General features: G+C 70.0%; 15 protein-coding genes. 11 read left to right on the forward strand and 4 right to left on the reverse strand.

What is annotated here, in order from left to right; genetic code table 11:
* Positions 1 to 90: 90 nt before the first annotated feature.
* Positions 91 to 894, reverse strand: coding sequence for an N-acyl homoserine lactonase family protein (locus tag ACWDR4_RS25720; protein WP_450412019.1), 804 nt, complete (start codon positions 892 to 894; stop codon positions 91 to 93).
* A gap of 163 nt (positions 895 to 1,057) precedes the next feature.
* Between ACWDR4_RS25720 and ACWDR4_RS25725 the strand changes: the two genes are divergently transcribed.
* From ACWDR4_RS25725 to ACWDR4_RS25740, 4 genes are all read left to right on the forward strand, one after another.
* A complete protein-coding gene (locus tag ACWDR4_RS25725; protein ID WP_450412021.1) occupies positions 1,058 to 2,245 on the forward strand; it encodes an ROK family protein in 1,188 nt (395 codons plus the stop codon).
* Positions 2,246 to 2,338: 93 nt separating this feature from the next.
* Positions 2,339 to 4,150: an alpha-galactosidase D gene (locus ACWDR4_RS25730; RefSeq protein WP_450412023.1), complete on the forward strand. Its 1,812-nt coding sequence runs from the start codon at positions 2,339 to 2,341 to the stop codon at positions 4,148 to 4,150.
* Positions 4,151 to 4,184: 34 nt separating this feature from the next.
* A complete protein-coding gene (locus ACWDR4_RS25735) occupies positions 4,185 to 6,644 on the forward strand; it encodes a glycosyl hydrolase family 95 catalytic domain-containing protein (protein WP_450412025.1) in 2,460 nt (819 codons plus the stop codon).
* A 3-nt stretch (positions 6,645 to 6,647) separates the two neighbouring features.
* On the forward strand, positions 6,648 to 7,922 hold the full coding sequence (locus tag ACWDR4_RS25740) for an SGNH/GDSL hydrolase family protein (protein WP_450412027.1): 1,275 nt from the start codon (positions 6,648 to 6,650) through the stop codon (positions 7,920 to 7,922).
* 22 nt (positions 7,923 to 7,944) lie between these two features.
* On the opposite strand, the gene ACWDR4_RS25745 is transcribed toward ACWDR4_RS25740, so the two are convergent.
* From ACWDR4_RS25745 to ACWDR4_RS25755, 3 genes are read right to left on the reverse strand one after another with little or no spacing between them, the layout of a single operon-like run.
* On the reverse strand, positions 7,945 to 8,967 hold the full coding sequence (locus ACWDR4_RS25745; protein WP_450412029.1) for a TolB family protein: 1,023 nt from the start codon (positions 8,965 to 8,967) through the stop codon (positions 7,945 to 7,947).
* Entirely contained in the window at positions 8,964 to 10,307 is a 1,344-nt protein-coding gene (locus ACWDR4_RS25750) for an MFS transporter (protein ID WP_450412031.1), read from the reverse strand. The genes ACWDR4_RS25745 and ACWDR4_RS25750 overlap by 4 nt, the downstream gene beginning before the upstream one ends.
* 25 nt (positions 10,308 to 10,332) lie before the next feature.
* Positions 10,333 to 11,190, reverse strand: coding sequence for a glycosyltransferase (locus tag ACWDR4_RS25755; RefSeq protein WP_450412033.1), 858 nt, complete (start codon positions 11,188 to 11,190; stop codon positions 10,333 to 10,335).
* Between the two features lie 380 nt (positions 11,191 to 11,570).
* On the opposite strand from ACWDR4_RS25755, the gene ACWDR4_RS25760 reads away from it, so the two are divergent.
* The 7 genes from ACWDR4_RS25760 (at position 11,571) to ACWDR4_RS25790 (ending at position 21,659) form a co-directional block, all read left to right on the forward strand.
* Complete coding sequence (locus tag ACWDR4_RS25760) at positions 11,571 to 12,917, forward strand: exopolysaccharide biosynthesis polyprenyl glycosylphosphotransferase (protein ID WP_450412035.1); 1,347 nt, start codon at positions 11,571 to 11,573, stop codon at positions 12,915 to 12,917.
* 23 nt (positions 12,918 to 12,940) lie between these two features.
* Positions 12,941 to 14,011 carry a Gfo/Idh/MocA family protein gene (locus ACWDR4_RS25765; RefSeq protein ID WP_450412037.1) on the forward strand — a complete coding sequence of 357 codons (1,071 nt, stop codon included), beginning with the start codon at positions 12,941 to 12,943 and terminating at the stop codon, positions 14,009 to 14,011.
* A gap of 47 nt (positions 14,012 to 14,058) precedes the next feature.
* Positions 14,059 to 15,045 carry an NAD-dependent epimerase/dehydratase family protein gene (locus ACWDR4_RS25770; RefSeq protein WP_450412038.1) on the forward strand — a complete coding sequence of 329 codons (987 nt, stop codon included), beginning with the start codon at positions 14,059 to 14,061 and terminating at the stop codon, positions 15,043 to 15,045.
* Positions 15,042 to 16,181, forward strand: a complete 1,140-nt coding sequence (locus ACWDR4_RS25775) for a DegT/DnrJ/EryC1/StrS family aminotransferase (protein WP_450412040.1) — start codon at positions 15,042 to 15,044, stop codon at positions 16,179 to 16,181. The genes ACWDR4_RS25770 and ACWDR4_RS25775 overlap by 4 nt, the downstream gene beginning before the upstream one ends.
* Complete coding sequence (locus tag ACWDR4_RS25780) at positions 16,178 to 16,870, forward strand: acetyltransferase (protein ID WP_450412042.1); 693 nt, start codon at positions 16,178 to 16,180, stop codon at positions 16,868 to 16,870. The genes ACWDR4_RS25775 and ACWDR4_RS25780 overlap by 4 nt, the downstream gene beginning before the upstream one ends.
* Positions 16,867 to 17,985, forward strand: coding sequence for a DegT/DnrJ/EryC1/StrS family aminotransferase (locus tag ACWDR4_RS25785; RefSeq protein ID WP_450412044.1), 1,119 nt, complete (start codon positions 16,867 to 16,869; stop codon positions 17,983 to 17,985). Before ACWDR4_RS25780 ends, ACWDR4_RS25785 begins: the two co-directional genes overlap by 4 nt.
* Before the next feature lie 71 nt (positions 17,986 to 18,056).
* Positions 18,057 to 21,659 (forward strand): DUF4082 domain-containing protein, encoded by a 3,603-nt coding sequence (locus ACWDR4_RS25790; protein WP_450412046.1) that lies wholly within the window; start codon positions 18,057 to 18,059, stop codon positions 21,657 to 21,659.
* The last annotated feature ends 140 nt before the right edge of the window (positions 21,660 to 21,799 follow it).

The raw sequence follows: 21,799 nt of genomic DNA on the forward strand, positions 1-21,799 counted from the left end.
CACCGATCCTCGGAAACTGGATCTAATGTGTGCTGGATTGGATCCAAAATGAGCTTCGGGGGTCACGAAATCGTCCTCGTGTCCCAGAAGTTAAAGGCGTGTGAACCGGCGCCGCATCAACTCCGGCCAGACGACGGGGTCATGGCCGGGGATGAGTTCGTAGCCGCGCTCGGCGGCGATGCGCTTGAGCCGGCGGATCGGCTCCAGTGTCTGCTCCGGATCGACCCCGATGGAGGCGCCGATCGGCAGCTCGTGCTCGATGTTCTCGGTGAGGTCGGCGGCGTCGAAGGCGAACACGAGCCCTCCGCCGCCCGCGAGGTCCACCACGAAGCTCTGGTGTCCGGGCGTGTGCCCGGCGGTCAGTACGGCCGTCACCCCGGGGGCGATCTCGACGTCGCCGTCGGCCTGCCGCCAGTCGATACGGGGATCGTCGAAGTCGACCCGGAAGATCGAGTGCCGCTCCACCTCGGGCCGCCCCGACAACCCGTACGCCAGCTCGGCCTGTTGTACATGCACCGGCACCCGGCCCGCGAAGTGCTTGAGCCCGCCCGCGTGGTCGGCGTGCAGATGGCTGACGGCCACCGCGTGGATCGCGTCCATAGGGATGCCGGCCGCGTCCAGGGCCTCCTCCAGCGGCTCGCCCGGGCCCGGCAGGACGGGACGGTAGTTGGGGGAGGCGTAGAAGCGGCGGCGCAGCGCGGGGTCCCGGATCAGGGCCGTGTTGAAGCCGGTGTCGAGCAGCAGCCAGCCGCCGTCGCACTCCAGCAGCACCGCGGGTACGGGCTCGCGCAGCCGCTCCTCGTACGGGGCGCCGTGCACGGAGACCGACTTGGGGAGTTCCTCCCAGCCGAGCAGCAGCGGCACGATCCGCCGCACGCCGTGTCGTGTCGTCATGCTCCGGTCCCGGCCTTTCTGCCAGCCTGCACGGATCCATACCATAAATATTTGGATCCAATGATGGGTTGCGGTGAAGTAAACAACGGGAGTGAACAGTCACTTCACAGGAATCGTGTTTCTTTTATTGACAGCAGAAAAGAATGAACCGTACGTTCCGGCCATGCGCTCGACGCCACCCTCCGAGGCGTTCCCGGCCCACACGCCTGCCGCCGCCCAGATCTTCACCATCGTGCTCTCCCACGGCCCGGTCACCCGGGCGGAGATCGCACGGCGGGCCGCGCTGTCCCCCGCGGCGGTGACCAAGGCCGTCCGGCCCCTGATCGAGGCGGGATACCTGCTGGAGGACGTCGACGAGGAGCACCGGCGGGCGCTCGGCCGACCCGCCAACCCGGTGCGGGTCAACGGCGGTCGCGCGCTGTTCCTCGGGGTCAAGGTGACGGGCGACGAGATCATCGCCGTACTGACGGATCTGTGCTGCCGTATCAGGGTCGCCCGGCACACCCCGCTCGGCGACCGGCGACCCGGGGGCGTTCTCGCCACCCTGAGCGACCTCGTCCTCGAACTGCGCGCCGAGGCCGAGGGGTTGGGAGCGCGGGTCAGGGGCGTGGGGATCGCCGTCTCCGGCGATGTGGACCGCACGGAGGGCATGGTGCGGTACTCCCCGTTCCTTGAGTGGCGGGACGTTCCGCTCGCGAACCTCGCTGCCCTGACCATCGGTCTGCCGGTCACCGTCGACAACGACGTCCGCGCGCTCACCGTCGCCGAGCAGTGGTTCGGCGCGGGCGTGGGCCTGTCCGACTTCGCGCTGGTGACGGTGGGCGCCGGTATCGGCTGCGGACTCGTCGTGGGCGGCCGGGTGGTCTCCGGCGCGCACGGTGTGGCCGGTGAGATCGGGCATCTCTCCTTCGACCCGGCGGGCCCGCGGTGCCACTGTGGCAACCGGGGCTGTGTGGAGGCCGTCGCCTCGGAGTCGGCGATCGTGCGCGACGTTCGGGTGGAGACCGGGATCGACGTGGCGGACGCGGCCGAGGCTTTGGAACTCGCCCACCGCGGCGACCCCGGAGCCCGTGAGGTGTACGCGCGTGCGGGGGCGGTCATCGGGCGGGCCATCGGGTCCGTGGTCAATCTGCTCGGACCGGAACGAGTGATCATCTCCGGCGAAGGGCTCGCCGCCTACGACCTGTTCGCCGAGCGGATCAGGGAGACCTTCGCCGCCTCCGCCTTCGGCGCCGCCGCGCGATGCGATGTCACCACGCGTCCGCTGCCCTTCGAGGAGTGGGCGCGTGGAGCGGCGGCCACCGCCATCCAGTCCTTCATCCGATCGGACACGCCCAAGGAGCAGAGGTGACGCCGTAGAGCCGTGTCGCGTGGAGGTCCGACCATGCACTCTCTCATGTCATGCGCACGTCATGATCGTTCAGTGATCCGGAGGTAGCCCCCCATGCGGTTGTCCCCCCACCGTGCCCGCCGCGCCGGCAGCACCCTGCTCGTCCTCGCCCTGACCGCGGGCCTCACGGCGCTCACCCCCGCCGCCACGGCCACCGACTCCCCGGCCCCGCAAGCCGTTTCTTCACCGACGGCGGCCAAGCCGTACATGGGCTGGACGAGTTGGAGCATGCAGTCCTCCAAGTACCCGGGGCTCAACCCGGACGGGGACTACAGCTATCTGACCGAGAAGAACGTCCTGAAGCAGGCCGACGCCCTCGCCGCCAAGCTCAAGCCGTACGGCTACGAGTACGTCAACATCGACGCCGGCTGGTGGATGGACATGGACTGGAAGCCCCGCTTCGACGAGTACGGCAGACAGGCCGCCGATCCGGGCCGCTTCCCGCGCGGAATGAAGGCCGTCGCCGACGACCTGCACGCCAAGGGGCTGAAGGCCGGCATCTATCTGCCGGTCGGGCTGCAGAAGGAGGCGTACGGCGAGGGCAGGGTGCCGCTCTGGAACGCCGGGGACTGCACGACCGCCGACATCGTCTACGGCGACCTGCGCACCACCAACGGCTGGGACAGCTCGTACAAGATCGACTTCTCCCGGCCCTGCGCCCAGAAGTACATCGACTCCCAGGCCCGGATGTTCGCCGACTGGGGCTACGACTTCCTCAAAGTGGATGGTGTCGGGCCCGGTTCCTTCAAGAGCGGGGAGAACTACGACAACGTCGCCGACATCGCCGCCTGGCAGAAGGCGATCGCCGCCACCGGACGGCCGATCCACCTCGAACTGTCCTGGTCGCTCGACATCGGCCATGTCGCCGACTGGCAGCGGTACTCCAACGGCTGGCGCATCGACACCGACGTCGAGTGCTACTGCAACACGCTGGTCACCTGGGAGAACTCCGTCGAGGACCGCTGGGACGACACCCCCGCCTGGACCCGCCACGCCGGCCCCGGCGGCTGGAACGACCTGGACTCCCTCAACGTCGGCAACGGCGAGATGGACGGGCTCACCAAGGCCGAGCGGCAGAGCTACGCCACCCTGTGGGCCATCGCCAAGACGCCCCTCTACACCGGCGACGACCTGACCCGCCTCGACTCCTACGGGCTCTCCCTGCTCACCAACAAGGAGGTCATCGCGGTCAACCAGGGCGACACCCCGCCCGCCCGGCCCGTCACCCCCTCCGACGACCAGCAGGTCTGGGCGGCGAGGAACCCCGACGGGAGCTTCACGGTCGCCCTGTTCAACCTCGGCGGGGCGCCCGCGTCCGTGACCGCCGACTGGGCCGCCCTCGGCTTCTCCGGCAAGGCGAAGGTCCGCGACCTCTGGAACCGGGAGAACCTCGGCACCTACCGGGACAAGGTCACGCAGGCGCTTCCCGCGCACGGCTCACGGCTGTTCACCGTCACCCCGCAGGGCAGCCCGGCCCTGACGAAGACGGCCTACGAGGCGGAGGCGGGGGCCAACACCCTCGCAGGCAACGCCTCGGTGGCCGACTGCGGCGCCTGCTCCGGGGGCCGGAAGGTCGGCAACCTCTACGTCGGCGGAAAGCTCACCGTGAACGGCGTCGACGTCGCGAAGGCAGGACGGTACGTCGTCGACATCGCCTACGTCAGCGGTGACGCGCGGTCCGTGCGGATCTCCGCCAACGGCGGCGGTGCCACCGGCCACAAGTTCCCCTCCACGGGCGACTGGGGGACCGTCGAAACCGTGAGCGTGCCGCTCAATCTGAAGGCCGGCACCAACACCATCACCTTCGACAGCGGCGACGGCTACGCCCCGGACATCGACCGGATCGACGTACCGAACCTGTCCTGAACTCCTGCCGGCCGACTCTCACTGGAGCGCATCCATGGACACCCCACGCCCCGATTCGCCCGAACCCCGCCCCGGCGTCCCCGGCATTCCCGGCTTCCCCAGCAGACGCGGCCTGCTCTCCTTCGCCGCCGCCGGAGGAACCCTGGCCGCCCTCGGCGGGCTGCCCGCCTTCACCGCCTCCGCCGCACCCCGGCGACCGGTCGACTCCCCAATGGCAGCCGAGGACGAGAGTGCCACCACCCAACTCTGGTGGCAGGCGCCAGCCGACGACGGCTCGATGATCACCCAGGGCCTCCCGGTCGGCAACGGCCGCCTCGGGGCGCTCGTGGGCAACGACCCCGGCCGGGAGCGGCTGTTCCTCACCGACGCCACCATGTGGACCGGGGACCTCAACTCCACCCTCGACGACGACGGCCAATTCCCGTACGCCCGCGAGAACTTCGGGTCGTTCACCCTCCTGGCCGAGCTGACCGTCGACATCCCCGACCACGACCTCTCGGCCGTCTCCGGCTACCGGCGCGCCCTCGACCTCCGCCAGGGCCTGGTCGCCTCCTCCTACGTCCGCTCCGGCGTGACCTACCGACGGCAGGTCTTCGCCAGCGCGCCCGACGACGTCATCGTCCTGCACTTCACCCAGGACGGCGGCGGTCGCCACACCGGCGGCATCAGCCTGGACGGCACCCACGGTGAGACCACCACGGGCAGCCGGTCGGACGGCCAATACGCCTCCTTCGGCGCGGAGTTCGCGAACCGGCTGCGGTACGGGGCCGCCGTCACCGCGTACGGCAGCGGCGGGACCGTCGCCGTCGACGGAGCGCGGATCTCCTTCCGGGACTGCCGAAGCCTGACGGTGATCGTCGCGGGCGGCACGAACTACGCGCCCGACCCGGCCACCGGCTACCGAGCCCCGTCGCTCGACCCGCGCAGGCTCGCCCGCAGCAAGGTGCTCGACGCCGCCGAGCACTCCGCGACCACCCTGCTGCACACCCATGTCGCCGACCACCGCGAGCTGTTCGAGCGCATGGACGTCTCGCTCGGCACATCCACTCCACTGCAACGCGGCATGGACACCTGGGAGCGGATCAGCGCGCGGTACACCGACGACACCCCCGATCCCGAACTCGAAGCGGCCTACCTGCAGTTCGGGCGCTACCTAATGATCGCCGGGTCTCGCGGCAGCCTGCCGCTGAACCTCCAGGGGCTGTGGCTCGACGGCAACGACCCGGACTGGATGGGCGATTACCACACCGACATCAACCTTCAGATGAACTACTGGCTGGCCGACCGCGCCGCCCTCTCCGACTGCTTCGACGCCTTCACCGACTACTGCCTGGCCCAGCTGCCCTCCTGGACCGCACTCACCCGCGCCCACTTCAACGACCCCCGCAACCGCTACCGCAACTCCACCGGGAAGCTGGCGGGTTGGACCGTCGCCATCTCCACCAACATCCACGGCGGCATGGGCTGGTGGTGGCACCCCGCGGGCAACGCCTGGCTGTGCAACTCCCTCTACGAGCACTACGAGTTCACCCAGGACCGCACCCATCTCGCCCGTATCCACCCGATGCTCAAGGGGGCTTGTGAGTTCTGGGAGGCGAGGCTGCTGACGACGACGGTCACGGACCCGGTCACCGGCGAGAAGCGGGACGTCCTCGTCGCCGACAGCGACTGGTCGCCCGAGCACGGCCCACTCGACGCCAAGGGCATCACGTACGCCCAGGAGCTGGTCTGGGCCCTGTTCGCCAACTACCGCACGGCGTGCGAGGTGTTGGGCAGGGACACCGCGTACGCCCGGACCGTCGCCGATCTCCAACGACGGCTTCATCTGCCGGGGGTGAGCCCGAAGACCGGCTGGCTGGAGGAGTGGATGTCCCCCGACAACCTCGGGGAGACCACCCACCGGCATCTCTCGCCGCTCGTCCAGTTGTTCCCCGGCGACCGTATCCGCCCGGACGGCTCGACGCCCGAGGAGATAGTCGAGGGCGCGACCGCGCTGCTCACCGCGCGCGGCATGGAGAGCTTCGGCTGGGCGAACGCCTGGCGCGCCCTGTGCTGGGCCCGCCTGAAGGACGCCGACAAGGCCTACCAACTCGTCGTGAACAACCTGCGGCCCTCCACCGACGGCACCAACGGCACCGCGCCCAACCTGTTCGACATCTACCAGGTCGAGCAGGGCCGGGGCATCTTCCAGATCGACGGCAACTTCGGCACGCCCGCCGCGATGATCGAGATGCTGGTGTACTCCCGCCCCGGCCATGTCGAGCTGCTGCCCGCGCTGCCCGACGCCTGGGCCGCGTCCGGATCGATCACTGGGGTGGGCGTACGAGGTGGCTTCACCATCGACCTTCGATGGAAGGACGGCAGGCCGACCGAGGTCACGGTGACGAGCGTCGGCGGTCGCAGCCGCACGACCACGGTGGCGTACGGGGAGAGGTCCCTGAAGGTCACCCTGTCGCCCGGCCGGTCAGTGACCCTGCGCGATCTGGGGCGGTGAGCGATGCGTCCCGCCTTGCTACGGCGACTCGCCCTACCGGGCGCCGCGCTGACCGTCGCCGCTCAGCTGCTGACCGCGTCGGCGACGGCAGCGCCTGTCGCGCCGACTGCGCAGACCGCGACCACCGCGCATATCGCGCCTACTGCGACCCACGAGATCGTCACCTGGGGCGCGAGCGCCGACCGTATGGGCGAGGCCGTCTCGAACCGCGGTTACCGGCTCGTCGTACGGACCAGCGTCGGAGGAACCCACCTGCGCGTCCGTCTCTCCAACGCCTTCGGCGACCGGCCCCTGACCTTCGGCCGGGCGTACGCGGGAGTCCAGAAGGAGGGTGCCGCCCTGGTCCGGGGCAGCAACCGACAGCTGTCGTTCGGCGGGGAGCAGTCCGTCACCGTACCCGCCGGTGAGACCGTGCTCAGCGATCCACTGCCCGGACGGCTGCCGGCCGCGACCTCGCTGGTGGTCAGCCTGTACGCCGCCGAGGCGGGCGGTCCGGCGACGGGGCACGGCATGGCCATGCAGACGTCCTACACGAGCGCCGGCGACCACACGGCGGAGGAGGGCCCGGACAACTGGACCGGAACCACCGGCTCCTGGCTCTACCTGGATGCCGTCACCGTACGGACGGGCTCGGACGTCGGTGCGGTCGTCGCTCTCGGCGACTCCATCACCGACGGCTGGCAGTCCAGCACCGACAAGAACCGCCGCTGGCCCGACTACCTGGCCCGCCGTCTCCAGGCCGACCCCGGCTCCGACACCGACATCGAGGGAGTGGCCAACGAGGGGATCTCCGGCAACAAGGTCCTCGCCGACGGAGCCGGGCAGAGCGCCCTCAACAGACTGGACCGGGACGTGCTCTCCCACCCCGGAGTCCGCACGGTCCTTCTCTTCGAGGGCGTCAACGACATCAAGGCCCACACCGGTGTCACGGCCGGGGACCTGATCGACGGCTACCGTCGGATCATCGACCGTGCGCACGCGGCCGGGCTGTGTGTCGTCGGGGCCACGGTCGGGCCGTTCAAGGGCTGGTACGAGTGGGACGCGCCGGCCGAGACCGTACGGCGGGAGGTCAATGAATTCGTCCGTAGCAGCGGCGAGTTCGACGCCGTGGCGGACTTCGACCGCATCCTGCGCAGCCCCTACGACCACGAGCGGATCCTGCCGTTCTTCGACAACGGCGATCACCTGCACCCCAACGACACCGGCATGCAGGCGATGGCCGACGCGGTCCGGCTGAGCGACCTCTCCTGCGATCGCGACGCTCGCGACGCACCCTGAACTCGACGAACCCGACGGGCGCCTACAGCGGCGCCGGTGAGGAAGCCCCCGCGATCAGCAGGCGGGGGCTGCCCTTGCCGTTCGCGGGCACGCTCCACAGGTCGCTGCTGCCGACCTTGCCCTCGGTGGGGAGGGCGTAGGCGAGGGTGTCGTTGTCGAGCCAGGTGGCCTGGTCGTCGACGCTGTGGCGTTCGGCCAGTGCCGTCTCCTTCAGGGTCTTCAGGTCGAGGACGTACTCGTGCCAGAGGGCGGTACGGGACAGGACCCGCTTCTTGAAGGCGACGCGGGTTCCGTCGGGGGAGAGTGACGGGCACTCCACGTTCTCGACGAGGGTGGTGACCTTGCGCTCGGAGACGGAACCCCGGACCAGATACGTCTTGTTGGCGGTGTTGAGGGTGGCGTAGAACGTGTCGTCGTCGGAGGCGAAGGTGACGCCCCAGAAGTTGACGTCCGAGGCGCGGTAGGGCTTGCCGTCCAGGACGATCGAGAACGTCTCCAGGCTGGGGATCAGCCGCATCGTGCGGGTGTCCAGGATCGAGGTCCGGGTCGAGAAGAAGGCCGATGCGTAGGACTCGCCGGAGACGAAGACCGTCCAGGCGGCGAAGCGTCCGCTGGGCGAGACCCGGGCGCGGCTGGGGGTGCCCGCGAGCGCGTACGTGTGCACGGTGCGGAGGTCGGCGTCCAGGAGGAGGGCGCGGTTGCTCTGCTTGAGGACGCCGGGGACCGACTGGAGGCAGACACCTGTGCCGGCCGCCGCGTAGAAGCGCGCGCACTTCAGGTCCGAGGCGGTCCGGCCGGCGCCGGGGTCGGTGGACGGGACCGAGGCGACCGCGGTGCGGTGCGGACCGGCAGCAGCGTTGACGAAGGTCAGGCGGCTCTTCTGGTCGAGCGTCAGCCTGCCCGTGCTGACGGCGGGACCGCCCGCCTGCGGCTTGTTCGCCTGCTCAGCGCGGTCGGCGGCGTGCAGGACCACACCGGTTCCCAGGCCCGCGAGGAGCAGCACCCCCGTGACGAGTATGAGCAGGCGGCTGCGCAGCGAGGTCATCCGGATCCTTGGGGCGTTGTGGCTGTGGTGTCTGTGGTGTCTGTGGTGGACATCGGGTCCCTCGGGCGCAGCACGATGCCCGCGACGGCCGCGCAGCACAACAGGCCGACCGCCGATCCGGCCAGCGCCGCGCTGTCGCCCCACAGCGTCCAGGCGGCGCCGAAGGACAGCGAGCAGCAGAACCGGGCCAGCGCCTGGCTGGTGCCGACGATGGCCAGGCCGGTGGCGCGCAGTTGCTCGGGCACGATGTCGGCGAGGGCGGCCGGGAGTACGCCGTCGGTGGCGGCGTAGAACATGCCGTGCAGGGCGAGGACGAGAAAGGGCAGGGTCGGTGTGGCCGGGGCCCACAGCAGGAGGGCGTAGGCGGTGAGCAGACCCATGTGCCCGGTGAGGAACACGATGCGCCGCCCGACCCGGTCGGCCAGCGCCCCGACGGGCACGGCCAGGAGCAGGAACACGGCGGCGGTGCCCAGCGGCAGCAGCGGGAACCACTCGTCGGCGATGCCCGCGCGCCTTTGCAGCAGCAGATAGACGAAGGCGTCGCTGACCGTGGTGAGGCCCAGCAGCGCGGCGCAGCCGGCCAGCGCGCGCAGCCGTGGCAGGCGCAGCAGGGCCAGCGCGTCCCGTACGCGGACGGGCGGTGTGCTGTTCGCCGTACCCGCCTCGTCGCTCGGCTTGTTACTGGCTTGGTTCGGCAGTGTGACCCGCCCTCTGGCGGGAACGAACAGCACCAGTACGAGCACGCCGAGCACGGCGACGCACGCGCTGACCCCGAACACGGCGTCGTAGCCGTCGGCCGCCGCGCGCAGGATCAGGAAGGCCGCCAGTGGGCCGAGCATCGCGCCGGTGGTGTCCATCGCCCGGTGCACACCGAAGGCGCGGCCCTGCTTCTCGGACGGGGTGGACAGGGAGATCATCGCGTCGCGCGGGGCGGTGCGCAGGCCCTTGCCGGTCCGGTCCAGGGCGAGGACCGTGCCGAGCGTGGCGATGCTGCTGGCCAGCAGGAGCAGCGGTTTGCACAGCGCGGACAGGCCGTACCCGAGCCCGGCCATCAGCTTGTGGTTGCGCACCCGGTCGGCGACATGGCCGCCGGTGAGCTGGACCAGCGCACTGACGCCGTTGTAGACGCCGTCGAGGGTGCCGAACGCCAGCGGGGTGAAGCCGAGCGTGGTGACGAGGTAGAGCGGCAGAACGGCGGTGACCATCTCCGAAGAGATGTCGGTTATCAGGCTGACCGTCCCCAGGACGAACACGACCGGGGCGACTCTGCGCCCCGGGACGCGTCTTCGGCCCTGTTCGGTGTCCGTCTGTGCGGGGGCGGAGCGGTCGGTGAGATACATGATCGAGACTCCAGGTGCGGTGCGATCAGTTCTGCCGGCTGCTCTCGTCCCGTAGCCAGGTCCCGAAGTCCTGTGTCCGGACGGCCTTTCTGGCTCCCCGCCGGGCGGCGACCGCCGCCGCGAGGAAGACTACGACACTGGTCACGAGCCTCGGCTCCCGGCGGACCATGGCCCTGAGGTCCGCGACGCTCGTGCGCGCCGAGGCTTCCTCCGGCCCCTGTTGCTGTTCGACCTGGGCGGTGGACACCGCGGCCCGGATCCGCCGTTTCATCAAGTCCGGCCAGGTGCGCGGCGGATGGACCACGACACTCGCCCCGTCGACCACGAGCCGCTCGTGCGGGGCGAACGCCAGGGACGCGGCCAGGTCGTCCGCCATCAGCGGCGGCAGCGCGGCGATCCGGGCGTGCCCGGCCTTGGAGACCGCGATGACACCTCGGCCGAACAGCCCCTCGCGCACGGCGGGCAGGCGCTGCCACACCCGGTAGTAGGCGCGCACCCGCCAGGCGCAGCCGGCCAGCGGAATCCGCCGTTCAGGGGAGGTGGCGAGAACGTCCGAGGTGTCGTCGTTCAGGGGTTCGACCAGTGCCCGTACATCGGCCCCCGTGAGTACGACGTCCGCGTCCACGTAGAGACGGGGAAAGCCGCGGGCGTGGTCGTCCCCCGCGCGAAGAGCCGCGTGTTTGGAGGGCGTTGGTATCTCGACCACCCGGACACGTGGTCCATGATCGGCCGCGATCCGCGCGGTGTCGTCCGTGCAGCCATTGCATACAACCACGATGTCGGTCTCGTCCTCGGCGGAGTCGGCGGAGCCGGCCAGCAGCGAATCGAGGAGTCGTCCGATGACTCGGGCCTCGTTGTGGGCCGGGATCACGATGCTCGTCACGTGGGCAGTATGCCGCCAGTGTCACTAATGCGATGTGTGTTTCGTTCAACCGTTCCCGTGACTGCGTTCGGTGGTCTAGATTGAGTGCCGCCGGACCGGTTTGGGCGGGGAACTTGTCCATGACTGCATGTCATGGTTCGGCTTTATACATGGATTTGAGCATTTCAGTACGAGCATGCTGGGGGGCATGAGGCGGTTGGGGAACCGCTGACGCTCCCTCGCTTTCCAGTGCCGCTGTGTGGAGGGCACTTCGGTCGGGGGGTAGCCGCGCATGTGGTGGGGGGAGCATGGCCATTGAGGTCACGCATGAGCAATTGGTTGTGGAACGCAGCAGTCCGGAAGCCCGCCGAAGACGGTGGGAGCAGAAGTATCGATTCACCTTGTTGGTCGCGGACGGTTTCGCAGCCGTTGCCGCGGCCTTCTTGATCCACGCGGCCTACGACCGCTGGACGGTCGCCCTGGTGCTTCCCCCGACGTGGATCGTGACCATGCTCGTCCACCGCTCCTACGACCGCAGCGCCCTGGGTGTGGGTGCCGAGGAGTACCGACGGGTGCTGCGCGGAGCCGTCGCACTGCCGGCGCTGGCCATGGGTGTGCACTACGTGTTCACCCATGATGCGGGACTTCTTCATGACATGGTCATGGCTACGGTGCCCGCTGTCCTGATCGCCCTGCCGGGCCGTTACGTGCTGCGCCGCCGGCTCCACCGAAGATGGGCCCGGGGCCGGGACCAGAGCACCACGCTCCTGGTCGGGCCGTCGCACGGCATCGTGGACCTGGTCGCCGTGCTGCGGCGCGGCGGCGAACAGGAACTGCACATCGCCGGGGTGTGCCTGAGCGATCCGAGGAACCGCGCGGAGATCCGCAAGCTGGGGCTCCCCGTCCTCGGCGGCGTCGGCGACATGGAGAACGTCGTCCGGGCCATGGGCATCGGCACCGTGGTGGTCGTGCCGGTACCCGGGTCCGACGCCTCCGTCCTGCGCCGGATGTCCTGGACGGCGGCCGTACAGGGCGTCGACTTCCTGCTGGCACCCGTACTGACCGACGTGTCCGCCGCGCGGCTCGCGATCCGGCCCACCAACGGGGTGCCGCTGGTGCGGATCCAGGCACCGAACCTCGCCCCGGCCTCCCGGCTGCCCAAGGAACTCCTTGACCGGTCGCTCGCGGCGCTGCTCCTGGCGGCCCTCGCGCTGCCCATGCTGCTGATCGCCCTGATCGTCCGCCTGGACAGCTCCGGACCGACCCTGTTCCGGCAGCAGCGGGTCGGCCGCTACGGCGACCACTTCACCATGCTGAAGTTCCGCACCATGCGGCCCGACTCCGAGGATCTCCGGGCGGAGTTGGAGCACCTCAACGAGAACAGCGACGGTCTGCTGTTCAAGGTGAAGCAGGACCCACGGATCACCCGGGTCGGCTCGTTCCTGCGCCGCACCTCGCTCGACGAACTGCCGCAGCTCATCAACGTGATCGGCGGCCACATGTCGCTCGTCGGCCCCCGCCCCCCACTCCCCGAGGAGGTCGAGGAGTACACGCCGGAGGTCAAGCGCCGGCTGCTCGTCAAACCCGGCCTCACCGGGCTGTGGCAGGTCAGCGGACGCTCCGACCTGCCCTGGGACGAGGCGGTCCGGCTCGACCTCGGATACGTGGACAACTGGTCGATGGGCCTCGACCTGACGATCCTGGCGCGCACCGGCTCCGCCGTGGTGCGCGGAACGGGGGCCTACTGATGGACCGACGGAAGAGGAACCAAGTGACGCAGGGCACGGAGCCGTTGGGTTCGGAGCCGTTGGGGGTCGCGGTCGTCGGGGCGGGCTACTGGGGCCCCAACCTCGTACGCAACTTCCAGGCCAGCGAGCGGTTCCGGCTGCGCTGGCTGTGCGACCTCGACGTGGACCGCGCCCAGCGCGTCCTCGGCGGCTACTCGACGGTCCGGGCGACCGCCGACTACGCGGCCGTCCTCGCCGACCCCACCGTCGACGCCGTCGCCGTGGCCACGCCCGCCGGCACCCATCTCGACATCGCCCTGGCCGCCCTGCGCGCCGGAAAGCACGTCCTCGTGGAGAAGCCGCTCGCGGCGACCTACGCCGACGGGATGCGCCTGGTGACCGAGGCGGAGGAGCGCGGGCTCACCCTGATGTGCGACCACACCTACTGCTACACCCCCGCCGTGGGCCGCATCCGGGAACTGGTCCACTCCGGCGAACTCGGCGACATCCACTTCGTCGACTCGGTCCGGATCAACCTCGGGCTCGTCCAGAAGGACATCGACGTCCTGTGGGACCTGGCCCCGCACGATCTGTCGATCCTCGACTTCATCCTCCCCGACAACGTCGAGCCGGTCGCCGTCGCCGCCCACGGAGCCGACCCGATCGGCGCCGGACAGGCCTGCGTCGCCTATCTGACGCTCCAGCTCAACACGGGCGCCATCGCCCACGTGCACGTCAACTGGCTCTCGCCGACCAAGGTCCGCACCACCATGGTGGGCGGCGCCAAACGCACCCTGATCTGGGACGACCTCAACCCCGCTCAGCGCGTGGCGATCTTCGACCGGGGAGTGGACCTGGCAGCGCCCCAGGAGATCGGCGACGACGAACGCCGGGACATGCTCATCTCCTACCGCTCCGGGGACATGGTCGCGCCCGCCATCGGCGAGAAGGAAGCGCTGCGCAGCATGGTCGACGAGTTCGGCGACGCCATCAGGGAACGCCGGGCACCGCTGACCGACGGCCGGGCGGGCCTCAGGGTGCTGGACATCCTCGAGGCGGCCTCCCGGAGCCTGGAATTCAAGGGCGCGGTCGTCGGCCTGCGCGCCGGGCACTGACGGTTCCACATCACTGACAGTCCAACTTCACTGAGAGGGCAGCGCAGTTGAGCAGCGTACGAGGCAAGAAGATCCTGGTCACCGGGGGAGCGGGCACCATCGGCTCCAACCTCGTCGACCTCCTGGCCGAGGGAGGCGCCCGCGAGATCGTCGTACTCGACAACTTCGTGCGCGGACGGCGGGCCAACCTCGCCCAGGCACTGCCCAGCGGCGTCGTGGAGATCGTCGAGGGCGACATCAGGGACGCCGCCACCGTACGGAAGGTCACCGAGGGCGCCGACCTGGTGTTCCACCTCGCCGCGATACGCATCACCCAGTGCGCGGAGGAGCCCCGCCTCGCCAACGAGGTGCTGGTCGACGGCACCTTCAACGTCCTGGAGGCGGCTGCCGCGGCCGGCGTCAGCAAGGTGATCGCCTCGTCCTCGGCGTCCGTCTACGGCATGGCCGAGACCTTCCCGACGACCGAGCGGCACCACGCCTACAACAACGACACCTTCTACGGCGCGGCGAAGGCCTTCAACGAGGGCATGCTGCGCAGCTTCCACGCCATGTCCGGACTGGACTACGTGGCGCTGCGCTACTTCAACGTCTACGGCCCCCGGATGGACATCCACGGCCTCTACACCGAGGTGCTCATCCGCTGGATGGAGCGCATCGAGGCGGGCGAACCGCCCCTGATCCTCGGCGACGGCGCCCAGACCATGGACTTCGTCGACGTCCGCGACATCGCCAGGGCCAATGTGCTGGCCGCCGAGTCGGACCTGACCGACGAGGTGTTCAACGTGGCCAGCGGCACGGAGACCTCGCTGAAGGAACTCGCCGAGGGCCTGCTGGAGGCGATGGGCGCGTCGGGCCTGGAGCCCGAGCACGGGCCCGCCCGCGCGGTGAACGGCGTGACCCGGCGGCTCGCGGACACCTCGCAGGCCGCCGAGCGGCTCGGGTTCCGGGCGGAGATCGACCTGCGTACGGGCCTCAAGGACCTGGTGCAGTGGTGGCGCGCGGAGCGCTCCCTCTCAGAGGAGTCCGCCAAGTGAGCACCGACCGCATCCCCGTGATGATCCCCTGGCTCGGCGAGGAGGAGGCCAAAGCCGCCTCCGACGCGGTGCTGTCCGGATGGGTCGCCCAGGGCCCCCGCGTCGCCGCCTTCGAGAAGGCCTTCGCGGAGCGGGTGGGCGCCGAGCACGGCATCGCCGTCAGCTCGTGCACCACCGGCCTGCATCTGTCGCTCGTCGCGCTCGGCGTGGGACCGGGCGACGAGGTCGTCGTGCCCTCGCTGTCGTTCATCGCCACCGCCAACGCGGTCCGTTACGTCGGTGCCGAGCCGGTGTTCGCCGATGTCGACCCCGCCACGGGCAACCTGACCTCGGCCACGGTGGACGCGGTGCGCACTCCCCGTACGAGGGCCGTTCTCGTCGTCCACCAGGGCGGCGTACCGGCCGATGTGCACTCCCTGCGCGCCGCCTGCGCCGAGTGGGACCTGCCTCTGGTCGAGGACGCGGCCTGCGCCATCGGCTCGACCGTCGGCGGCAAGCCCGTGGGCCAGGGCGCGCTGCTCGCCGCCTGGTCCTTCCACCCCCGCAAGGTCGTTACGACGGGCGAGGGCGGCATGGTCACCACCGACAACGCCGAGTGGGCGGCACGGCTGCGCCGACTGCGCGAGCACGGCATGAACGCCTCGGCCGCCGAGCGCCATGCGAGCAACAAGCCGGTCCTGGAAAGCTACTTGGAGGTCGGTTTCAACTACCGGATGACGGACGTCCAGGCCGCGATCGGCCTGGTCCAGCTCGGCAAGCTCGACGCGATGATCGCCCGCCGCCGCGAACTGGCCGCGCGCTACGACGAGTTGCTGCGGGACGTCCCCGGCCTCACCCCCGTACGCGACCCCGCGCACGGGCAGAGCAACTTCCAGTCGTACTGGGTGCTGCTGGACGAGGACTTCCCCCTCGGCAGGGACGAGCTGCTCGCCGCGCTCGCCGAGGCCGGCGTCTCCGGGCGGCGCGGGATCATGGCCTCGCACCTCGAACCCGCCTACGCGGACCACCCGAGCGTGCCGCTCCCCGCCACCGAGCGGATCAGCCGGGACTCGCTGATCCTGCCCCTCTTCCACACCATGACCGAGGCACAGCAGGACCGGGTCGTGGCGGCGCTGCGCGAACAGGCCCGCGGATGAACGAACTTGTCATCATCGGCGCGGGCGGCTTCGCCCGGGAGACCGCACAGGCCGTACGCGACGCGGGCAAGTTCGAGCTGCTCGGGCACCTCGACGACAACCCCGAACTGCACGGCACGGAAGTCGACGGCGTCCCCGTCCTCGGCGGCTGCGACCTGGTGCACGCGCTGCCCGAGGCCCGGGTGGTGATCTGCGTGGGCAACCCGAGGGACTACGCGGCCCGCGCCCGCCTGGTCCGCAGGTTCGCTCTGCCCACGGACCGCTACGCCACCGTGATCCATCCGACGGCCGCGGTGTCGGCGACCTCGCGGGTCGGTCCCGGCTCGGTCCTGCTCGCGCACTGCGTCCTGACCGCCGCCGTGCGGGTGGGCGCGCATGTCGCCGTGATGCCGCATGTCGTCCTCACCCATGACGACGTGGTCGAGGACTACGCCACCATCGCGTCCGGCGCCCGGCTGGGCGGGGGAGTGCGGCTGGAACGGGGCGTCTACGTGGGCTCCGGGGCCCTGGTCAGGGAGGGCACGGCGGTCGGCGCCTGGTCGCTGGTCGGGATGGGAAGCGCCGTGCTCGGCGATGTGCCGCCCGGCGAGGTCTGGGCCGGGAGTCCGGCCCGGCGGCTGCGCGCGGCGGACGCGCCCGCGCTCGACGAACTCGCGACACGAACAACAGTGGGGGGACCGCTGAGATGAACCAGATACCGCTGGTGGACCTCAAGGCGGCACACGCCGAGGTCGCCGACGAGGTACGGGCCGGATTCGAACGGGTGCTGGCGAACACCGCGTTCGTCGGCGGCGACGAGGTGGGCGCCTTCGAGCGCGAGTACGCCGACTTCGGCGCCGTCGCGCACTGCGTGGGCGTCGCCAACGGCACCGACGCCGTCGAACTCGCCCTGCGCGCAAGCGGGGTCGGGCCCGGCGACGAGGTCGTCGTACCCGCCAACACCTTCATCGCCACCGTGGGCGCGGTGGCCAGGATCGGCGCCCGACCGGTCCTGGCGGACTGCCTGCCCGACACCCATCTCCTCGACCCGCAGGCCGCGTTGGACGCGGTCGGCCCCGCCACCCGCGCGGTGGTGCCGGTGCACCTGTACGGGCAGATGGCGGAAGTGACCGCCCTGACCGGCCAACTGCCCGACCAGGTACGGGTCGTCGAGGACGCGGCACAGTGCCAGGGCGCCACCCGTGACGGCCGGTCGCCGGGCAGCGGCGGGATCGCGGCCACCAGCTTCTACCCGGGCAAGAACCTGGGCGCCTACGGCGACGCGGGCGCGGTGCTGACCGACGACGAGGAACTGGCCGGCCTGGTGCGCGCGACCGCCAACCACGGCGGCGTCGCCAAGTACCGCCACGACGTACCCGGGTTCAACAGCCGGCTGGACGGGCTGCAAGCCGTCGTCCTGCGGGCGAAACTGGCGCGCCTGGCCGACGGCAACACGGCCCGGCGGGCAGCCGCGGCCCGCTACGACGAACTGCTCGCCGACCTGGCGGCGTCAGGGCGCGTGGTCCTCCCGACGACGGCGGACGGCAACGTCCACGTCTGGCACCTGTACGTCGTCCAGGTCGCCGGCCCGGACCGCGACGACATCGTCGGCAAGCTCAACGCCGAGGGCATCGGCGCGGGAGTGCACTATCCCGCCCCGGTCCACCTCACCCCCGCGTACCGCGGGCTCGGCCACGCCCGGGGTGACTTCCCCAACGCGGAGAAGGCGGCGGACCGCATCCTGTCCCTTCCGCTCTTCCCGCAGATCACCCCCGACCAGCAGCAACGCGTCGTGGACACACTCGCCGACGCACTCGACGGCTGATCGACCCTCGGTTTCTCGAGCCACCCCCCGCTTCATGGATCGGCACAGCACAGCACCGCTGAGAGGTACACATGAACAGATGGAGCAGACGGATCCGGGGCGGGCGCCTCGCCGTCGTAGCAGCATTGATATGGGCGGTGCTCCCGCAGGCGCTGCCGGCTCAGGCAGCGTCCGATCCGTGCGGCACGGCCTCGAACGAGATCGTGTGCGAGAACTCCAAGACGGGCAGCCCCATGTCCGACTGGTACTCGCCCAACTCCTACGGCGGCATCAAGGGGTTCTCCACCAAGGAGAGCGTCCAGGCCGGTGACACCGTCCAGTTCAAGATCCAGTCGCCGGTCACCTACCGCGTGGAGATCTACCGCCTGGGCTGGTACGGCGGCGACGGTGCGCGGCTGATCTCGACGGCGGCCCAGGCGGCCGTGACCTACTCGGCCAACTACACGACCAACCCCGCCAGTTGCACCACCAAGAGCAGCACGGGCCTGGTCGACTGCGGCAACTGGCCCGTGACCGCGTCCTGGACGGTGCCCAGCGACGCCGTGTCCGGCCTGTACATCGCGAACCTGACACAGACCGACGGCGACGGCCTGATGCCGTACCCCTTCGTCGTCCGCAAGGACTCCAGCACCTCCGACATCGTCGTACAGACCAGTGACCAGACCTGGCAGGCGTACAACGACTACGGCGGCCAGGACATGTACGGCGGCGCGGGACCCGCGCCCGACGGCCGTGCCTACGAGGTCAGTTACAACCGGCCGCTGGACATCGGCGGCGACAACGGCATCTACGGCTCCGAGTTCATGATGCTGTCCTGGCTGGAGCGCAACGGCTACGACGTCAGCTATCTGTCCGGCGTGGACGTGTCGACCCACGGTGACACCCTGCTGGAGAACCACCAGGTGTACCTGTCCTCGGGCCATGACGAGTACTGGACGCAGAGCCAGTACGACAACGTCCTCGCGGCCCGGAAGGCAGGCGTCCAGCAGGCCTACTTCAGCGGCAACGAGGTGTTCTGGAAGACCCGGCTCGCCCCGAGCAACGACGGCACGAGCACGGCGAACCGGACCCTGGTCTGCTACAAGATGACCAAGATGGTGCAGGGCAACGGCGTCGCCGACCCCAGCGGCATCTGGACCGGCACCTGGATGGACCCGACCAGCACCCAGTACGGCATGGACTACCAGCCGCCGAACATCCTCACCGGCTCCATGTTCCAGGTGAACGGCTACCGCGCCGACGCGATCACGGTCCCCGGCTCGTACGGCAAGAACCGGATCTGGCGCAACACCTCCATCGCGAACCTCACGTCGAGCCAGACCGCGACCTTCCCGGCCGGCACCCTCGGCTACGAGTGGGACAGCGACATCGTCAACAGCACCAGGCCCGCCGGGGCGATCCACGTGTCGTCCACGACCGTGGACATCGACGACGGCAAGTACCGCCTCGACTGGGGCAACATGTACGGCAACGGCACCGCGACGCACAACCTCGTCGAGTTCCGCGACCAGGACTCCGGGGCCCTGGTGTTCGGGGCGGGCACCGTGCAGTGGTCGTGGGGGCTGACCAACCTCCCGACGTACGACCCCGAGGACGTCGTCGTCACCGAGGACGCCCGGATGCAGCAGGCGACCGTGAACATCCTCGCCGACATGGGCGTCCAGCCGCTGGACCGGCAGAGCAACCTCGTCGCCGCCACGGCCTCCACCGACACCACCGGCCCGGCCATCACGGTGACCAGCCCGGCCTCCGGGGTCACCGTCCCGGCGCTGAAGCCGGTCACCATCAGCGGCACCGCCACCGACTCCGGCGGGGGAGTGGTGGCCCGCACCGAGGTGTCCACCGACGGCGGCACCACCTGGAACGCCGCCACCGGACTGACGTCCTGGACCTACAGCTGGACGCCGACGGCCCCGGGCAGCGCCTCCATCAAGGTCCGCGCGGTCGACGACAGCGTCAACATCGGCTCCGTCACCACCATCCCGCTGACCGTCGGCCCCCAGGCCTGCCCCTGCACCATCTGGCCGGCCACGGCAGTCCCCGGCACGATCAACGCGGGTGACGGCGGTCCGCTGGAACTCGGCGTCAAGATCCGCACCACGGTGGCCGGTTCGATCACCGGCGTCCGCTTCTACAAGTCGCCCGCCAACACCGGCACCCACACCGGCAGCCTGTGGAGCGCCTCCGGCACCCGCCTGGCCACCGGCACCTTCACCAACGAGACGGCCTCCGGCTGGCAGCAGCTGAACTTCGCCACCCCGGTGACCGTCAAGGCCAACACCACCTACGTCGCCTCGTACTTCGCCCCCAACGGCGGATACTCCTACGACGGCGGCTACTTCTCCGGCAGTTCGGCCGGCCTCGCCCCGCTCACCGCGCTCCAGTCCGGCACCGACGGCGGCAACGGCGTCTACCGCTACAGCTCGACCAGCGCCTTCCCGTCCTCGGCGTCCTCGGGCAGCAACTACTGGGTGGACGTGGTGCTGGACACCGCGACGGCCAGTACGACCCCGCCCGTCGTCACCTCGACCTCCCCGACGTCCGGGGCGACCGGCGCGGCGATCACGGCACCGGTGTCGGCCGTCTTCGACCACGCCATCGACGGCGACACCCTGACGTTCACGCTGAAGGACCCGAACGGCAACACCGTGCCGGGCGCCAAGACGCTCCCCGCGTCGAACAAGGCGACCTTCACCCCGTCGACGGAACTCGAACTGCACACCACGTACACCGCCTCGGTCCAGGCCGAGGACCTGTGGGGCAACGCCATGTCGGCCCCGGTGACATGGAGCTTCACCACCAGCTCCACCCCGCCCGCGGTCACCTGCCCCTGCACACTGTGGAACTCCTCCACCGTGCCGGCCAGGACCGCCGTCACCGACGACCCCAACTCCCTCGAACTGGGCACCCGGTTCCAGTCCTCGGCGAGCGGCTGGGTCACCGGCGTCACCTTCTACAAGGGCGCCACCAACACCGGCACCCACACCGGCAGCCTCTGGTCCACCGACGGCACGCTCCTCGCCTCCGGCACCTTCACCACCGAGTCCGCCACCGGCTGGCAGACGATGACGTTCGCCACCCCGGTCGCGATCAGCGCCGACACCGCGTACGTCGTCTCCTACCACGCGCCGAACGGCAACTACGCGGTCGACGGCGGTTACTTCGGCTCCGCCCACAAGTCCTACCCGCTGACCGCCACCGCCGACATCAGTACTGCCCACAACGGGCTCTACCGGTACGGCAGTGATGTGGCCTTCCCCAACGGCTCCTACGGGTCCGCGAACTACTGGGTCGGGCCGATCTTCACCGCCGACGACCCGTCGGCGTCACTGGCGACCGCCACCACCTCGGAGGTGAGCGCCTCCTCGCTGACGCGCACCGCCGACGCGTCGAGTCCCCTCGTCACCACACTGCCCAGCGCCACCAAGGTGGGGTCGGTCAAGGCGACGGTGACCGTCCTGCCGGGTGCGAAGGCCGCAGCCGCCAGGAAGCTCCACGTCAAGGCCGTCCTCTCCTACGACCGGGCCACCCACAAGGTGTCCGTCCATCTGTCCACCCCGCTGCCGGACGGCACGCGGTTCAAGATCACGGTCACGGCCCGGGACAAGAAGAACCACACGGTGAAGTCCCATGTCTGGACCCTGACCAGCAAGACCGTCCGCAAGAAGAACTGACCCACCACAAGAAGAACTGACCGACCACAACCCACCGCCGGTGGGGGCCCCCCCCACCGCCGGGGGCCCCCCCCCCGGGTTTGGCGTAACACCCCAAAAAACCACAAGGTTTTTAAAAACCAGCAAAAAAAAAACCCAAT

This window comes from Streptomyces sp. NPDC000878 (assembly GCF_053599695.1).